This window comes from Roseococcus sp. SYP-B2431 (assembly GCF_004336745.1).
Lineage (GTDB): Bacteria > Pseudomonadota > Alphaproteobacteria > Acetobacterales > Acetobacteraceae > Roseococcus.
The window spans coordinates 538,135-553,109 of record NZ_SJXD01000025.1; the positions used below are offsets into that span (position 1 = coordinate 538,135).

The 14,975-nt window shown below is 73.5% G+C and carries 14 protein-coding genes; 12 read left to right on the forward strand and 2 right to left on the reverse strand.

The genetic code is table 11. From position 1 onward, the window contains the following. Window positions 1–3,234: a maltotransferase domain-containing protein gene (locus EJV46_RS13830; protein ID WP_240782547.1), complete on the reverse strand. Its 3,234-nt coding sequence runs from the start codon at window positions 3,232–3,234 to the stop codon at window positions 1–3. A 435-nt stretch (window positions 3,235–3,669) separates the two neighbouring features. Here EJV46_RS13830 and EJV46_RS13835 point away from each other — a divergent pair, with 435 nt between their 5' ends. Genes EJV46_RS13835 through EJV46_RS13880 form a run of 10 tightly spaced genes read left to right on the forward strand, consistent with a single transcriptional unit; the run spans window position 3,670 to window position 12,417 of the window. Continuing rightward, window positions 3,670–4,386, forward strand: coding sequence for a sulfite exporter TauE/SafE family protein (locus EJV46_RS13835; protein WP_165585532.1), 717 nt, complete (start codon window positions 3,670–3,672; stop codon window positions 4,384–4,386). Between the two features lie 59 nt (window positions 4,387–4,445). Then, a complete protein-coding gene (gene ccoN, locus EJV46_RS13840; RefSeq protein ID WP_370323082.1) occupies window positions 4,446–5,933 on the forward strand; it encodes a cytochrome-c oxidase, cbb3-type subunit I in 1,488 nt (495 codons plus the stop codon). 11 nt (window positions 5,934–5,944) lie between these two features. Next, window positions 5,945–6,679: a cytochrome-c oxidase, cbb3-type subunit II gene (ccoO, locus tag EJV46_RS13845; RefSeq protein ID WP_131549222.1), complete on the forward strand. Its 735-nt coding sequence runs from the start codon at window positions 5,945–5,947 to the stop codon at window positions 6,677–6,679. Window positions 6,680–6,688: 9 nt separating this feature from the next. Continuing rightward, on the forward strand, window positions 6,689–6,841 hold the full coding sequence (locus EJV46_RS13850) for a cbb3-type cytochrome c oxidase subunit 3 (protein WP_131549223.1): 153 nt from the start codon (window positions 6,689–6,691) through the stop codon (window positions 6,839–6,841). A 12-nt stretch (window positions 6,842–6,853) separates the two neighbouring features. Continuing rightward, window positions 6,854–7,738 carry a cytochrome-c oxidase, cbb3-type subunit III gene (gene ccoP / locus EJV46_RS13855; protein WP_131549224.1) on the forward strand — a complete coding sequence of 295 codons (885 nt, stop codon included), beginning with the start codon at window positions 6,854–6,856 and terminating at the stop codon, window positions 7,736–7,738. A 21-nt stretch (window positions 7,739–7,759) separates the two neighbouring features. Further along, window positions 7,760–9,256, forward strand: coding sequence for a cytochrome c oxidase accessory protein CcoG (ccoG, locus tag EJV46_RS13860; protein ID WP_131549225.1), 1,497 nt, complete (start codon window positions 7,760–7,762; stop codon window positions 9,254–9,256). Then, complete coding sequence (locus EJV46_RS13865) at window positions 9,253–9,720, forward strand: FixH family protein (protein ID WP_131549226.1); 468 nt, start codon at window positions 9,253–9,255, stop codon at window positions 9,718–9,720. Before ccoG ends, EJV46_RS13865 begins: the two co-directional genes overlap by 4 nt. Next, on the forward strand, window positions 9,717–12,068 hold the full coding sequence (locus tag EJV46_RS13870; RefSeq protein ID WP_131549227.1) for a heavy metal translocating P-type ATPase metal-binding domain-containing protein: 2,352 nt from the start codon (window positions 9,717–9,719) through the stop codon (window positions 12,066–12,068). The genes EJV46_RS13865 and EJV46_RS13870 overlap by 4 nt, the downstream gene beginning before the upstream one ends. Then, the gene (gene ccoS / locus EJV46_RS13875; RefSeq protein ID WP_131549228.1) at window positions 12,065–12,241 is read left to right on the forward strand and encodes a cbb3-type cytochrome oxidase assembly protein CcoS; all 177 of its coding nucleotides are present in this window, start codon (window positions 12,065–12,067) and stop codon (window positions 12,239–12,241) included. The genes EJV46_RS13870 and ccoS overlap by 4 nt, the downstream gene beginning before the upstream one ends. Further along, on the forward strand, window positions 12,238–12,417 hold the full coding sequence (locus EJV46_RS13880) for a hypothetical protein (protein WP_165585533.1): 180 nt from the start codon (window positions 12,238–12,240) through the stop codon (window positions 12,415–12,417). Before ccoS ends, EJV46_RS13880 begins: the two co-directional genes overlap by 4 nt. A 20-nt stretch (window positions 12,418–12,437) precedes the next feature. Here the strand turns inward: EJV46_RS13880 and EJV46_RS13885 are convergent, their stop codons facing one another. After that, window positions 12,438–13,130 (reverse strand): Crp/Fnr family transcriptional regulator, encoded by a 693-nt coding sequence (locus tag EJV46_RS13885; RefSeq protein WP_131549230.1) that lies wholly within the window; start codon window positions 13,128–13,130, stop codon window positions 12,438–12,440. Window positions 13,131–13,302: 172 nt separating this feature from the next. Here EJV46_RS13885 and EJV46_RS13890 point away from each other — a divergent pair, with 172 nt between their 5' ends. Together EJV46_RS13890 and EJV46_RS13895 are read left to right on the forward strand one after the other, a co-directional pair. Continuing rightward, window positions 13,303–14,067 (forward strand): histidine phosphatase family protein, encoded by a 765-nt coding sequence (locus tag EJV46_RS13890; RefSeq protein WP_131549231.1) that lies wholly within the window; start codon window positions 13,303–13,305, stop codon window positions 14,065–14,067. Next, window positions 14,064–14,963, forward strand: a complete 900-nt coding sequence (locus EJV46_RS13895; protein WP_131549232.1) for an NAD(P)H-hydrate dehydratase — start codon at window positions 14,064–14,066, stop codon at window positions 14,961–14,963. The genes EJV46_RS13890 and EJV46_RS13895 overlap by 4 nt, the downstream gene beginning before the upstream one ends. Window positions 14,964–14,975: the final 12 nt, after the last annotated feature.

Sequence of the window (14,975 nt, forward strand, 5' to 3'; positions counted from 1 at the left end):
TCAGACCTTGTCGGCGGCGCGGAGGCGCCAGATGGCGAAGGGCAGGGCGGCGGGGTCGAGCCGCAGATGGCGGTGCGTGCCCTCCCAGCGCTCCTCGCCGCCCCGGAGGAGGTCCTCGGCGAGGAAGGGAGCGCCGGCGCCGAGGCCCAGGACGCGCTGCGGCAGCTCCATATGGGTCTCCAGCGCGTCGAAGGGATTCATGGACACCGCCACCAGGACGACGTTGGAGAGATCGTCCGTCGCCTTGGCGAAGAGCATGATGCCGGGATGCCCGGCGGCCAGCACGGTCGTGCCCAGATGCGTCTGCAGCGCCGGGTTCTGGCGGCGCAGCGCGTTGAGCCGGGTGATCTCGGCCTGGATGTTGCCGGGCCGGTCGTAGTCCCAGGCGCGGATCTCGTATTTCTCGCTGTCGAGATATTCCTCCTTCCCGGGCTTCTCCGGCCGCGCCTCGCAGAGCTCGAAGCCGTTATAGACGCCCCAGAGGCCGGACAGCGTGGCCGCCAGCGCGGCGCGGATCAGGTGCCCCGGCCGGCCGGACTGCTGCAGGAAGACCGGGTTGATGTCCGGCGTGTTCACGAAGAAGTGCGGCCGGAAGAAGTCCGAGACGGGCGGCTGGTTCAGCTCGGTCATGTACTGGCCGAGCTCCCAGGCCTCGTTGCGCCAGGTGAAGTAGGTGTAGGACTGCGAGAAGCCGACCTTCGCCAGCCGGTACATCACCTTGGGCCGCGTGAAGGCCTCGGAGAGGAAGACGCAGTCGGGATCGCGCGCGCGCACCTCGCCGATCATCCATTCCCAGAAGGGCAGGGGCTTGGTGTGCGGATTGTCGACGCGGAAGAGCTTCACGCCCTGCTCCGCCCAGAAGAGCACGACGTCGCGCAGCGCCACCCACAGCTCCGGAACGGCGCCCTTGGCGTAGAAGTCGACGTTGACGATGTCCTCGTACTTCTTCGGCGGGTTCTCGGCGTAGCGGATGCTTCCGTCGGGCCGCCAGGCGAACCAGTCGGGATGCTGCTTCAGCCAGGGATGGTCGGGCGAGCATTGGATGGCGAAGTCGAGCGCCAGCTCCAGCCCGTGGTCCTTCGCAGCGGCCACCAGGCGGAGGAAATCCTCCAGCGTGCCCAGCTCGGGATGGAGCGCGTCGTGGCCGCCGGCCTCCGAGCCGATGGCGTAGGGGCTGCCGGGATCGTCCTCGCGGGCGGCGAGGCTGTTGTTGCGGCCCTTGCGGTTCTTCCGGCCGATCGGGTGGATCGGTGGGAAGTAGAGCACGTCGAAGCCCATGTCCCGCACCCGCGGCAGCGCCGCGATCACGTCGTCGAAGGTGCCGTGGCGGTGGGGATCGCCGCTCTGCGAGCGGGGGAAGATCTCGTACCAGGAGGCGAAGCCGGCCGCGCGCCGCTCGATGTCGAGCGGGAACTCCTGGATCGCCTGGAAGGGCCGCCGGTCCGCCTGGGCCATCAGCGAGACCACGCGCGGCATGCCGAAGAGCTCCACGGCCCCGGCGGCATCGGCGCGCGGCAGGGCCTTCAGCAGGGCGGCGAGCTCGGCCGCCTCGGCCCGGGGAAGGTTGCGCCTCGCCTCCTCCAGCAGCGCCATGCCCTCGCGGCGCTCCAGCGCGATGTCCACGCCGGCGGCCTGCTTCTTGGTGATCTCGTCGCGGAAGGCGGCATAGACATCCACCCAGGCGCAGACGGCATAGGCGTGGCGGCCCACGCGGTCGGGCACGAAGGTCGCGGTGTGGATGTCGTTGAGCGTGTGCCGCATCGGCACCTCGCGCCACGCCGCCTCGTCGAGGGGCCGCCACAGCAGCCGCACCGCGAGCTTGGTGGCGCCGTCGGTGAAGACATCCGCCGTGACGGTCACGGGATGGCCGACGATGCGCTTGACCGGGAAGCGGCCAGCATCCACGGCGGGCGAGACCGCCTCGATGGCGATGCGCGGCGATTGCGCGGCGCCCCGGGCGCCGGCGTCGCCGGGTCTGGGCGTCAGGCGGACCGGCTGGGTGGCCTGGACGGGAACGGCGCGGACCTCGCCGGGCTCCAGCCGGATGCGGCCCGGCCCGGTCTCCGGCAGGGCGGCGGGCTGCGGCAGCGCGCCCAGGATCTGGGCCGTCGACAGCTCGGCCGGGCGCAGGAGCGAGGGATTGGCCAGCACGAGCAGCTGCGGCGCCTCCGCCGGACCGCGGGCGGCGACCGCGAGGGGCGCGCCCGGCCCGGAGAGCAGCACGGGCGGCTCGGCGCCGAGGGCCGCGGGGAGGGACCGCCGCTCGGCATTCACCTCCCGGATGGCCGCGGTGAGGTCGATCCGGGGCGAGCGCCGCAGCTCGTCGAAGGCCTCGGCCTGCCGGCCGTCATGCCCCATGCGGTGCAGGTCGCCGAACTCGAAGCCCATGGGGAGCAGCCAGGCCGTGCCGCTGAGCGCGGCGAAGCGCAGGGCCCGCTCGCCGGCGCGGCGCGCCAGGTCCCGGTCGCTGAAGCCGGCCAGCAGCCGGCGCGCGAAGGGCGCCTCCGGCATGGCGAGGATCGGGGCGACCCTGGACAGCCGGGCGGCCTCCTCGCCCCACCAGGCCGCCTCGTAGTCCCACCAGGGCAGCGAGGAGGCCGCCAGGTCGAAGCCGCAGCCCTCCAGCTCGGCGAGCTGAGCGGGCGTGAGGCCCTGGGTCCAGGCGATGAGGACCAGCCCGGGCTGCTGTCCGCGAAGCGCGCCGATCAGCGGCCCCCAGAAGGCGCGGCCGGCCGAGGCGTCCAGGCAGCGGAAGCCGCGGATGCCGGCGCCGGCCCATTCCCGCAGCCTGGCGAGCCACCAGGCCCTCAGCGCGTCGGGCGCGGGCCGGGCCAGCGGCGCGCCATGGTCGAAGGGGCGGCGGGGATCGGGAGGGAGGCCGGCCGAGGGGTCGCCGCGCCGCCAATCGGGATGTTCGGCCAGGATCGCGGCCGCGCCGTCCAGCCGGTCGGTCGGGAGGTCCAGCAGGACCGCGAGGCCCGCCTCGCCCGCCAGGCGGCAGGTCTCCGCCAGCCCGGCAAGGGCATCGCCGCCGCCCAGGCGCGCATGCAGGGCCCGGTGATCGGCGGTCAGGAACAGGGAATTGTCGGGGCCCGTCGCGAAGGGCGGCGCCAGGACGACGGCATCGAATCCCATCCCGGCGATGCGCGCGAATTCCTCCGGCCACCGCCGCGGCTCGGGCACGAAGAGAGGATGGAAGTGGTAGAATGAGCGTAAGGTCTTGGTTTCGGCCAAGGGTTCGGCGTCCTCGCTTCGGCGCGTTCACGGGCGTGTCGAGAGCCTAACATCGGCTTGGCGGAGAGGTTGCCCCTGGGAGCTTGCCCTGGGGAGGTGCCCTTCGCGGCCCGCGCATGGCGCGCGCTCCCGGTGGGGGCGTTTCGCAGGGGAGCGATTGAAATCCGGCGGCCGGGGCCTCATCTGGGGGTTTCGTGCAACAACCGAAAGGAGGTGGTCAGATGTCTCATTGTCACATGCCGCGCATGGCGGCTCTCGTGAGCATGACCCCCGTCGTGGGGCTCCAGCTCGGCTGAGCTGTCCGTCCAGGCAGGACAATGGAAACGCCGCCCCGTCAAACGGGCGGCGTTTCGTCGTTCTGGGCCGGTAAAGCCGGGACGGATCTCCTGACCTAGATCAAGGAAGCCGGCGCATGGGCGTGGCATGTGGCCCGCCATGTTGTCCGACTGCCTGCATGGCCTGGCGGCCCTCGGTGCCGACGGTGTCCTGGCGCTGACGGGAACGATGCTGCTGGCCGGGCTTGCCGGCGGCGCCACCCATTGCGCGGGGATGTGCGGCCCCTTCGTCATCGCCCAGACGCTGCAGGCGCCCGCCGGGGGCCGCCTGGTGCGGCTCGCCGGCCTGCCTCTCCTGCCCTATCAGCTGGGCCGCGCGACCGGATATGCGGCGCTGGGCGCGGCGGCCGGCGGGGCGGTGGGGCTGGCCTCCCTGGGCGTGTCGAGATCGCTGCTCGCCCTGCCCCTGGTCCTGGCGGCGGCCCTGATGCTGGTCCAGGCGGCCTCCGGCCTGCCGCTGCCGGCGCGCCTGCGAATCCCGCTGCCGCATCTTCCGATGCCCGCGATGCCGGCGGGCCTGCTGCGGCCGGGGCCGGCCGGCCCGGGGCGGCGCTTCCTGCTCGGGCTGATGCTCTCCGCGCTGCCCTGCGGGCTGCTCTACGCCGCGCTCGCGGCGGCGGCGGCGAGCGGCAGCGCGCTGGCGGGGGCGATCGCCATGCTGGCCTTCGTGGCGGGGACCGTCCCGGCCCTCACCGGGGTCGCCGTGCTGGGCCGCTTCTTCGGCCGGCGCTTCGGGCGCGGCCTGCGTGTCCTGGGCGGGATCGCGCTCGTGGCGAATGCCGGCGTCCTTCTCGCTCTCGCGCTGCGCGTGGCTTGATCCAGATCAACGCGATCCGGGCGCGGATGGCCGATCAGGCGGCATGCCAGGAGTTGTCCATGCCTCATGACGTGATCGCCGCCGCGGCCGTGCCGCCTGTCATGCGCGGCGCCATGCGCCCGCAGCCCGTCTATGTCGAGACGCCGCTGCGCGCCTTCGCCGTCGCCACCATCTTCTGGGGCATCGCGGGCTTCCTCGTCGGCGTCTACATCGCCTTCCAGCTCGCCTTCCCCGTGCTGAACCTCGGCCTGGAATACACCACCTTCGGGCGGCTGCGGCCGTTGCACACCTCGGCGGTGATCTTCGCCTTCGGCGGCAATGCGCTGCTGCTGACGAGCCTCTACGTCGTGCAGCGCACCTGCCGCGCGCGGCTGCTGGGCGGCGACGACGCGGCCTGGTTCCTCTTCTGGGGCTACAACTTCTTCATCGTGATCGCGGCGACCGGCTATCTGCTGGGCGTCACCCAGGGCAAGGAATACGCCGAGCCGGAATGGTATGCGGATCTCTGGCTGACCTTCGTCTGGGTCGCCTACCTGGTGATCTACGGCGGCACGATCCTGCGGCGCGAGGAGCCGCATATCTACGTGGCCAACTGGTTCTTCCTCGCCTTCATCATCACCGTGGCCGTGCTGCACCTCGGCAACAACATGGCGCTGCCCGTCTCCTTCGCGGGCGCCAAGTCCTACGGCGCGGCGGCCGGCGTGCAGGATGCGATGATCCAGTGGTGGTACGGCCACAACGCGGTGGGCTTCTTCCTGACCGCCGGCTTCCTGGGGATGATGTACTACTTCGTCCCGAAGCAGGCGGAGCGGCCGATCTACTCCTACCGCCTGTCGATCGTGCACTTCTGGGCGCTGACGTTCCTCTATATCTGGGCCGGCCCGCACCACCTGCACCACACCGCGCTGCCCGACTGGGCGCAGGTGCTGGGCATGGTCTTCTCGATCATGCTGTGGATGCCCTCCTGGGGCGGCATGATCAACGGGCTCATGACGCTCTCGGGCGCCTGGGACAAGCTGCGGACCGATCCCGGCCTGCGCTTCTCCGTCGCGGCGCTGGGCTTCTACGGCATCGCCACCTTCGAGGGGCCGGTGATGTCGATCCGCGCCGTGAACTCGCTGTCGCACTACACCGACTGGACCATCGGCCACGTGCATTCCGGCGCGCTGGGCTGGAACGGCTTCATCACCTTCGGCGTGCTGTACTGGCTCGTGCCGCGCCTCTGGGGCCGCACGCAGCTTTGGTCGGCCAAGCTCGCCAACTGGCACTTCTGGATCGCGACGCTGGGGATCCTTCTCTACATCACCTCGATGTGGGTCTCGGGCATCATGCAGGGCCTGATGTGGCGCGCCTACGACCATCTCGGCTTCCTGCAGTATTCCTTCGTGGAGACGGTCGCCGCGATGCGCCCCTACTACGTGATCCGCGCGCTGGGCGGCGTGCTCTTCCTCGTGGGCGCCCTGCTCATGGCCTACAACCTGTACCGCAGCGTGCGCGCGCCCAGGGAGGCGAACGCCGCCCTCCCGGCCGCGACCGCGGCCGCCTGAGGAGGGCTGGCATGTTCGGCATCCGATTCAACCACGGCCGGATCGAGCGGAACCTCATCCTGCTCGGCGTGCTGACGCTGATCACCATCTCGATCGGCGGCCTCGTCCAGGTCATCCCGCTCTTCACCATCGAGAGCACGATCGAGCGCGTGGGCGGCATCCGCCCTTACACGCCGCTCGAGCTCGCGGGGCGCGACATCTATGTGCGCGAGGGCTGCTACACCTGCCACAGTCAGATGGTGCGCCCCTTCCGCGACGAGCGCGAGCGCTACGGCCACTACAGCCTCGCCGCCGAGAGCATGTTCGACCGTCCCTTCCAGTGGGGCAGCAAGCGCACGGGGCCCGACCTGGCCCGCGTCGGCGGCCGCTATTCGGACGAGTGGCACGTGCTGCATCTGCGCCATCCGCGCGAGCTCGTGCCCGAGACCGTCATGCCCGACTACGCCTTCCTCGACCGGCCGCTGAACTACGCCGATATCCGCGAGCGGCTGGCGGCGCAGCGCAGCCTCGGCGTGCCCTATACCGAGGAGATGGTGGCGAATGCCCGCGCCGACCTGGAGGCCCAGGCCCGCCCGGCCGAGGACGGCGCCGCCTTCGCCGCGCGCTACGCCCGCGCCCGCCAGATGGACCCCGACGGCAATCCGCGCGCGATCACCGAGATGGACGCGATCGTCGCCTATCTGCAGATGCTGGGCACCCTCGTGGACTTCTCCGAGGTCACGCCCGAGCGGCTGCGGCAGCAGTAGGGGCGGGCAATGGACATCCACCAGCTGCACGGCCTGCTGACCACCGCCTGGGTGGTCTGGTTCTTCGTGCTCTTCGCCGGAATTCTCGTCTGGGCCTTCCGCCCGGCCCGGCGGGAGCGGTTCGAGCGCGCGCGGCAGATCCCGCTGCGCGACACCGAATAGGACTTCGACACGATGGACGATCATTCGCAGCGCGCGCCCGCCGACATCGATGCGGTCACCGGCCGCACGACCACCGGCCATGAATGGGACGGCATCCGCGAGCTCAACACCCCGCTGCCCAAGTGGTGGCTCTGGACCTTCTATGCCTGCATCGCCTTCGCGGCGGTCTGGGTCGTGCTCTACCCCGCGCTGCCCATGACCGGCGCGACGGGCCTGCTCGGCCACACCGCCCGCGGCGATGCGGAGCGCGACCGGCGCGAGCAGGCGGCGGCGATCGAGCCCATGCTCGCCCGCCTGCGCGCGGCGACGCCCGCGCAGATCCTGGCCGATCCGGACCTGCGCGGCTTCGCCATGGCCGGCGGGCGCATGGCCTTCGCCAATGCCTGCGCGGGCTGCCACGGCGCGGGCGGGCAGGGGGCGCCCGGCTTCCCCAGCCTCGCCGACGACGAATGGCTCTGGGGCGGCGATCTCGCGGCCATCGAGGAGACCATCCGCCACGGCATCCGCGCGCCCGACGACGATGCGACGCGCAACTCGCTGATGCCGCGCTTCGTGGCCGACGGCATGCTGACCGTGGCGCAGGCCGCCGACGCGGCGGAGTATGTGCTGGCGCTCGGCGGGCGTTCCACCGACGGGGCCTCCGCCATCCGCGGCGCGGCCGTCTTCGCCGAGAACTGCGCGAGCTGCCATGGCGAGCGCGGGCAGGGCAGCCGCGAGATGGGCGCGCCGCGCCTCGACGACCGCGTCTGGCTCTATGGCGGCGACAAGGCGGGCATCCTGCGCACCATCTCCCTCGGGCGGAACGGCGTGATGCCGGCCTGGGAAAGCCGCCTCGATGCCGCGACCATCCGCATGCTGGTCATCTACCTGCACAGCCTGGGCGGCACCGAGCAGTAGGCGGGACGACAGGTGAGCCGGATGGACAAGCCCGAGGCCTTCGCGCCCGACGACCGGAACCAGCCGCTCTACGCGGACCGCGTGCGGGTCTATCCGCAGGCGGTGCAGGGCCGCGTGCGGCGGGCGAAATGGGCCATCCTGATCGCCTGCCTCGGGCTCTACTACCTGCTGCCCTGGCTGCGCTGGGACCGCGGGCCCGGCCAGCCGGACCAGGCCGTGCTCGTGGACATGGCGCGCGGGCGGCTGTTCTTCTTCCAGCTCGAGATCTGGCCGCAGGAGGTCTATTACCTCACGGGCCTGCTGCTGCTGGGCGCGATCGCGATCTTCGCCGCCACGGCGCTCTTCGGCCGCGTCTGGTGCGGCTTCGCCTGCCCGCAGACCGTCTGGACCGACCTCTTCATGCTGGTCGAGCGCTGGATCGAGGGCGACCGCAACGCCCGCATGCGGCGCGACCGCAAGCCGCGCTGGAGCGCGGGCGACAAGGCGCGCAAGCTGGCCAAGCACGCGGCCTGGCTCGCCATCGCGGCGGTGACCGGCGGCGCCTGGGTGAACTACTTCACCGACGCGCCGCAGCTGGCGCGCGACCTGCTGGCCTTCGAGGCCTCGACGACCATCCTGGGCTTCGCCGCCCTCTTCACCCTCACGACCTATCTGCTCGCCGGCTGGGCGCGCGAGCAGGTCTGCACCTATATGTGCCCCTGGCCGCGCTTCCAGGCGGCGATGCTCGACGCGGACAGCCTCGCCGTCTCCTATCGCGACTGGCGCGGCGAGCCGCGCGGCAAGGCGCAGGATCCCGGCGCGGGCGATTGCGTGGATTGCCGGGCCTGCGTGAACGTCTGCCCGACCGGCGTCGACATCCGCGACGGGCTGCAGATGGCCTGCATCAATTGCGGGCTCTGCATCGACGCCTGCGACGGGATCATGGCGAAGCTCGGCCGGCCGACGGGCCTCGTCGCCTTCGAGACCATCGGCAACCTCGCCGCCGCCGAGGCCGCGACCCGGGCCGTCCCGCCCGGCCCGGCGCGCTGCGGTGCGGGCATGGCGGCGCGCCGGCCGGCCCGGCTGCTGCGCGCCCGCAGCTGGGTCTATGCGGGCGCCATGGTGGTGATCGTGCTCGCCATGCTCGTCGGCCTCGCCCTCCGCCAGCCGCTCTCGCTGGAGGTCCTGCGCGACCGCGCGCCGCTCTATGTGCGCCTGGCCGATGGCGGCATCCGCAACAGCTACACCCTGAAGCTGTCCGACCGGCGGCATGACGCGGCCGTGCTCGCCGTCGCGGTCGAGGGGCTGCCGGCCGGCGCCGCCTGGCAGGTCCTGGGCGCGGCGCGGCACGACGCCGCCGGACTGCCGCTCGTCGAGACCCGCCCCGACGGCGTGGCCGAGTTCCGCCTCTTCGTCACCGCGCCGCACTATGCCCTGCCCGCCGAGGAGGGCACGCCGGTGACGATCCGCCTGCTTCCTCCCGGCGGCGGCGCCACGCAGGCCGCCGCCGCCACCTCCTTCCTGGGACCGAGACGATGACGACGACGATGCCGCGCGGCCGCTGGATCCCCTGGGTCTTCGTGGGCGGCTTCGGCGTGGTGGTGGCGGTGAACGCCGTGCTCATCACCGCGGCGGTCACCACCTTCACCGGCACCACCACGGGCGGCGCCTATGACCGCGGGCGCACCTATGGCGACGTGCTGGCCGAGGCCGAGCGGCAGCGGGCCCTGGGCTGGCAGGGGGCGGTCTCGCGGCAGGGAGGCGCGGTGGTGCTGGCGCTGCGCCAGGCCGACGGCAGCCCGCTGCCCGCCGATGCGACGGTCGCCGGCCGGCTGCAGCGTCCGCTCGAGCGCAGGGCGCTGCCGCTGCACTTCCTGCCCGCCGCGCCCGGCGGCTGGCGCGCCGCCGTGGAGATCCCGGCGCCGGGCGCCTGGGAAGCGGTGCTGACCGTCACGCGCGGGGCGGACCGCTTCGAGCTGCGCGAAAGGCTGACCTTCCCGTGAACGCCCTTCCGGCCCGCCTCGATGTCGAGGAGCCGCGCCTGTCCGCGGCCGCCTGCGCGCATTGCGGCGCGCCGGTGCCGGCCGGCGCGGGCCGCTTCTGCTGCGCGGGCTGCGAGGGCGCGGCCGCGCTGATCGCGGGTCTCGGCCTCGACGCCTTCTACCGCCGCCGCGAGGGCGTCGCGGAGCTGCGCCCCGTGCCGCTGCCGCCCGTGGACTTTTCCGCCCGCGCCGAGCCGCTCGGCAACGGCCGGGACCATCGGCTGGACCTGATGGTCGCGGGCCTCGCCTGCGGCGCCTGCGTCTGGCTGGTGGAGCAGGCGCTGGCGATGGAGCCGGATGTGCTGCGCGCGCGCGCCAGCCTCACGGCGCGGCGGCTCACGGTCGAATGGCGCGGCCCGGCCTCGCGCGCGGCGGAGCTGGCCGGCATCGTGGCGCGGCTGGGCTTCCGCGTGGCGCCCTGGTCCGCCGCCTGCCTGCGCGCGACCGAGGATGCGGAGGAGAAGGCGCTGGCCCGCGCCCTCGGCATCGCCGCCTTCGGCGCCTCCAATGTCATGATGCTCTCGGTCGCCGTCTGGGTCGGCAGCGACATGGGCGAGGCGACGCGGGCGCTGATGCACTGGCTCGCGGCACTGATCGCCCTGCCGGTCGTCCTCGTCGCGGGCATGCCCTTCTACCGTTCCGCCTATGCCGCGCTGCGCGCGGGGCGGATCAACATGGACATGGCCGTCTCGCTGGGCGTGGTGGCGACCACGGCGATGAGCCTGTCGGAGGCGCTGCGGCAGGGGCCCTTCACCTGGTTCGACGGCGCGACGGCCCTGCTCGCCCTTCTCCTCGCCGGCCGGCTGCTGGACCGCGCGGCCCGTCGCCGCGCCCGCCAGGCCTGCGCCGAGCTGCTCGCGCTGCAATCGGCCGAGGTGACGCGGCTGGCGGCCGACGGAACCGCGCGGCGCGTCGGCGCCGAGACCGTGCGCGCCGGCGAGCGCCTGCTGGTCGCGCCGGGCGAGCGGCTGTCGCTCGACGGCGTGCTGGAGGAGGGCGAGGCGCTGCTCGACACCGCGGCGACGAGCGGCGAGAGCCTGCCGCGCCGCTTCGCCGCGGGCGAGGCGCTGCCGGCCGGCGCGGTGAATCTCGGCGCCGCGCTGGTCCAACGCGTGACGGCGGCGGCGGCGGAAGGCTCGCTCGCCGCCGTGTCGCGGCTTCTGGAGCGGGCGGAGCAGGCGCGCGGGCGCTATGTCTCCATCGCCGACAAGGCGGCGCGGATCTACGTGCCGGTCGCGCATGGCGTGGCGCTGGCGACCTTCCTGGGCTGGTGGCTCGGCATGGGGCTGCCCTGGCAGGCGGCGCTGGTGCCCGCGGTCGCGGCGCTCATCGTGACCTGCCCCTGTGGCCTCGCCATCGCGGTGCCGGCCGTGCAGGTGGTGGCGGTCGGCGCGCTGTTCCGGCGCGGCGTGCTGGTGGGCTCGCCGACGGCGCTGGAGCGGCTGGCCGCCTGCGACGTGGCGGTGCTGGACAAGACCGGCACGCTCACCCTGGGCCGCCCGGAGCTGCTGGCCGATCCGGCGCGGCCGGAGGGCGCGCTGGAGGCTGCGGCGGCCCTGGCGGCGAGCAGCCGGCACCCGCTGGCCCGCGCCCTCGTCGCGGCCTGCCCGGCGCTGGTCGCCGCGGCGGCGGGCGTATCCGAGCTTCCCGGCGCCGGCCTGCGGCGCGGCGACGAACGGCTCGGCAGCGCCGCCTTCTGCGGCCTCGCGGCGGCGGAGGAAGACGGGCCCGCGCTCTGGTACCGCTCGCCCGCGGGGGCGGTCGCCTTCCGCTTCGCCGACCCGCTGCGCCCCGATGCGGCCGAGGCCGTGGCGGCGCTGCGGCGCCTCGGCCTGGAGGTGGAGCTGCTCTCCGGCGACGCGCCTCCGGCCGTGGCGCGGGCGGCCGGGGCGCTCGGCATCGGCATGTGGCGCGGCGGCGCGACGCCCGCGGACAAGGCCGCGCGCATCGGGCAATTGCGGGCGGAGGGCCGCCGGCCGCTCATGATCGGCGACGGGATCAACGATGCCGCGGCGCTGGCGCTGGCGCATGCCTCCGCCAGCCCCGCGGGCAGCACCGACCTCGCCCAGGCGGCGGCGGATCTGGTGCTCCGCGCGGAGGGCCTCTCGGCGCTGCCGGCGGCCGTCGCGACGGCCCGGCGGGCGCAGGCCGCGGCGCGGCAGAACATCGCCTTCAGCCTGGCCTACAACCTCGTGGCCGTGCCGATGGCGGTGCTCGGCTTCGTCACCCCGCTGCTCGCGGCGGTGGTGATGGCGTCCTCGTCCCTCGTGGTCATCCTCAACGCGCTGCGCGCGGGGCGGGAGGCATGAACGCCCTCGCGCTGCTCGTGCCGCTCGCCCTCGGTCTGGGGCTGGCGGCGCTGGCCTTCTTCGGCTGGACGCTGCGCAACGGCCAGTACGAGGACCCCGACGGCGCCGCCGCCCGCATCCTTTTCGACGACAACCAGGAGACCCCCAGATGCCCGCCCCCGGATTCCCGATGAGCCGCCTCGTCTACCTCGCCGGCTCCTTCGTCCTGGCCATCCTCGGCCTCTTCGCCGTCGCCCGCGCGACGGATGTGGGGATGTCGCTCTTCGGCGCGGGGCTGACGCTGGTCAGCCTGGCCTTCGGCCTCTTCCTCGTGAAGCGCGGCGCCGACTCGCTGTGGGGCCATGGATGAGGGCCGGCGACGGCCCGGCCTCAGGCCGCCTCGGCGCGGGATTGCAGCGCGGAGGGGTTGCGGATCGCGACCCGGCGGCTGGTGGGCAGGTCGATCACCCCGTCGCGCCTGAGCTTGGTCAGCTGCCGGCTCACCGTCTCGATGGTGAGGCCGAGCACGTCGGCGATCTGCGCGCGGCTGACCGGCAGGTCGAATTCGGCGATGCGCGACGACGTCCTCCGGGCGAGGTGGTGCGCCATGTCGAGCAGGAAGCTCGCCACCTTCTCCTCCGCCGTCTTGCGGCCGAGCATGAGCATCCGGGCGCGCGCCTCGTCCAGCGCGCCGAGGGTCCGGCGCAGGAGCAGCCGCTCGAGATGCGCGTGGCTCTCGAGCGCGGTCTCGAAGCCCTTGCGGGGAAAGACGCAGAGCTCGGCCTCCGTGAGGGCGGTGATGGTGTGCTCCGCCTCTTTCGCGAAGGGCCGGCCGACGAAGTCCGCCGGGTAGAGCAGGCCCACGATCTGTTCCCGCCCGTCCGCCGTCGAGGCGCTGAGCTTCAGGACACCGGAGAGGAGGTTGGCGCAGACCAGGGCGTCGTCGCCCGCCCAGACGAGCGTCTCGCCGCGCTCCAGGCGGCGAGGCCGCCCGATGCTGTTGAGCGTGGTCAGCTCTGAATCGCTGAGGCTGCTGCAGAGCGACTGGTCCCGGACCAGGCATTCCGTACAAATCGGCTTCACGGGCTACCCTTCGCCGTCGTTTGGCATGGAGGCTGGCAGCCTCTATGCGCCGCCAGGGCGGAACCCGGCAAGATCGACCGGCTCCCCCGGGCCGCGACGCGGCCGGCCTGCGACCTGCATAACCCTCGCCCGCCTGCGGCGTTAGCCCCTCCGAGGCAGCGGGGATCGAGGCATGTCACAGCGCTGGCCGGACCGACTCTGGGTGGTCCGCCATGGGGAGAGCAGCGGCAATGTCGCCCGGGACGCGGCGCATGCCGCCCGGCTGGCGCGCATCGACACCGATGGCCGCGATGTCGATGTGCCGCTCAGCCCGCTGGGCGAGGAGCAGTCCCGCGCGCTGGGGCGCTGGTTCGCGCAGATGCCGCGGGAGCAGCGGCCCGATGTGGTGCTCACCTCGCCCTATCGCCGCGCGCGGCAGACGGCGGCGCTGATCCATGGCGGCGGCGGCCTGTCGGTGGACCCGGCCGACTTCGTGCAGGACGAGCGGCTGCGGGAGAAGGAGTTCGGCATCCTGGACCGGCTGACCGGCCAGGGTATCCGCCAGGAATTCCCCGACCAGGCCGAGTTCCGCCGCGTCCTGGGCAAGTTCTATCACCGGCCGCCGGGCGGCGAGAGCTGGTGCGACGTGATCCTGCGGCTGCGCAGCGCGCTGGATACGGTGTCGCTGCACCACGGCCAGGCGCGGCTGCTGATCGTGGCGCATCAGGTCGTGGTGCTCTGCCTGCGCTACCTGCTGGAGAACATGACCGAGGAGCAGATCCTCGCCATCGACCGCGAGGGCGACGTCGCCAATTGCGGGGTCACCGAATACGCCTTCGATCCCGGCCAGGGGCGCGACGGCGCGCTGGTGCTGAGGCGCTACAACTTCGTCGCCCCGCTCCGGCAGCAGGGCGCGACGGTCACGGCCGAGCCCGACAGGCCGGTGGGCTCCCGATGAGCGGCGCGACCCCGGTCGACGAGGCGCTGCTCCACGGAATGCCTCTGCCCCGCCACCAGGACGGCGAGGACAAGAACCAGCGCGGGCGCGTGGCGGTGCTGGGCGGCAGCGCGGAGATCCCCGGCGCCGTGTTGCTCGCGGGCGTGGCCGCGCTGCGCGCCGGGGCGGGCAAGCTGCTGGTGGCGACCGCCCGCAGCGTCGCCGGGCCGCTCGCCGTCGCCCTGCCGGAAGCCCGGGTGATCGGCCTCGCCGAGACCGCGGCCGGGGGCCTCGCATCCGAGGCCGCCGGGACGCTGGCCGAGCAGTGCGGGCGCTGCCATGCGCTGGTGCTGGGGCCGGGCATGGTTGACGCCGAGGCCGTCGCCGCCCTGACCGCCGGCCTGCTGCAGCGGATGGAGGGCCTGCGCTTCGTGCTGGATGCCGCCGCGCTCTACCGCCTGGCGGAATGCCGGGCCGCGCTGCGCGGCCATGCCGGGCGCGTGGTGCTGACGCCCCATGCCGGCGAGATGGCCGGGCTGCTCGGCGTGCCGCAGGCCGCGGTGGAGGCCGATCCGCTCGGCGCGGCGCGGGAAGCCGCGTCCGAGCTGCAGGCGGTCGTGGCGATGAAGGGCGGGCGCACCTTCATCGTGACGCCGCAGGGCCAGGCCTGGTGCTGCGACCGCGGCCATGTCGGCCTGGCGACCTCGGGCTCGGGCGACACGCTGGCCGGCATCATCGGCGGGCTGCTGGCGCGCGGCGCCGTCCCGGCGGAAGCCGCCGTCTGGGGCGTCTTCCTGCATGGCGAGGCCGGCGCGCGGCTGGCGCGGCGCCTGGGCCGCGTCGGCTTCCTCGCGCGGGAACTGCCGGGCGAGATCCCGCGGATCATGGCCGGCTTCGACCCGCCGGAGGAGCCCTGATCCGCGGACCCG

Coding starts and splice junctions, on each gene's coding strand:
- EJV46_RS13835 (WP_165585532.1), top strand. CDS start 3,670: ATGTTGTCCGACTGCCTGCATGGCCTGGCGGCCCTCGGTGCCGACGGT.
- ccoN (WP_370323082.1), top strand. CDS start 4,446: ATGCCTCATGACGTGATCGCCGCCGCGGCCGTGCCGCCTGTCATGCGC.
- ccoO (WP_131549222.1), top strand. CDS start 5,945: ATGTTCGGCATCCGATTCAACCACGGCCGGATCGAGCGGAACCTCATC.
- EJV46_RS13850 (WP_131549223.1), top strand. CDS start 6,689: ATGGACATCCACCAGCTGCACGGCCTGCTGACCACCGCCTGGGTGGTC.
- ccoP (WP_131549224.1), top strand. CDS start 6,854: ATGGACGATCATTCGCAGCGCGCGCCCGCCGACATCGATGCGGTCACC.
- ccoG (WP_131549225.1), top strand. CDS start 7,760: ATGGACAAGCCCGAGGCCTTCGCGCCCGACGACCGGAACCAGCCGCTC.
- EJV46_RS13865 (WP_131549226.1), top strand. CDS start 9,253: ATGACGACGACGATGCCGCGCGGCCGCTGGATCCCCTGGGTCTTCGTG.
- ccoS (WP_131549228.1), top strand. CDS start 12,065: ATGAACGCCCTCGCGCTGCTCGTGCCGCTCGCCCTCGGTCTGGGGCTG.
- EJV46_RS13880 (WP_165585533.1), top strand. CDS start 12,238: ATGAGCCGCCTCGTCTACCTCGCCGGCTCCTTCGTCCTGGCCATCCTC.
- EJV46_RS13890 (WP_131549231.1), top strand. CDS start 13,303: ATGTCACAGCGCTGGCCGGACCGACTCTGGGTGGTCCGCCATGGGGAG.
- EJV46_RS13895 (WP_131549232.1), top strand. CDS start 14,064: ATGAGCGGCGCGACCCCGGTCGACGAGGCGCTGCTCCACGGAATGCCT.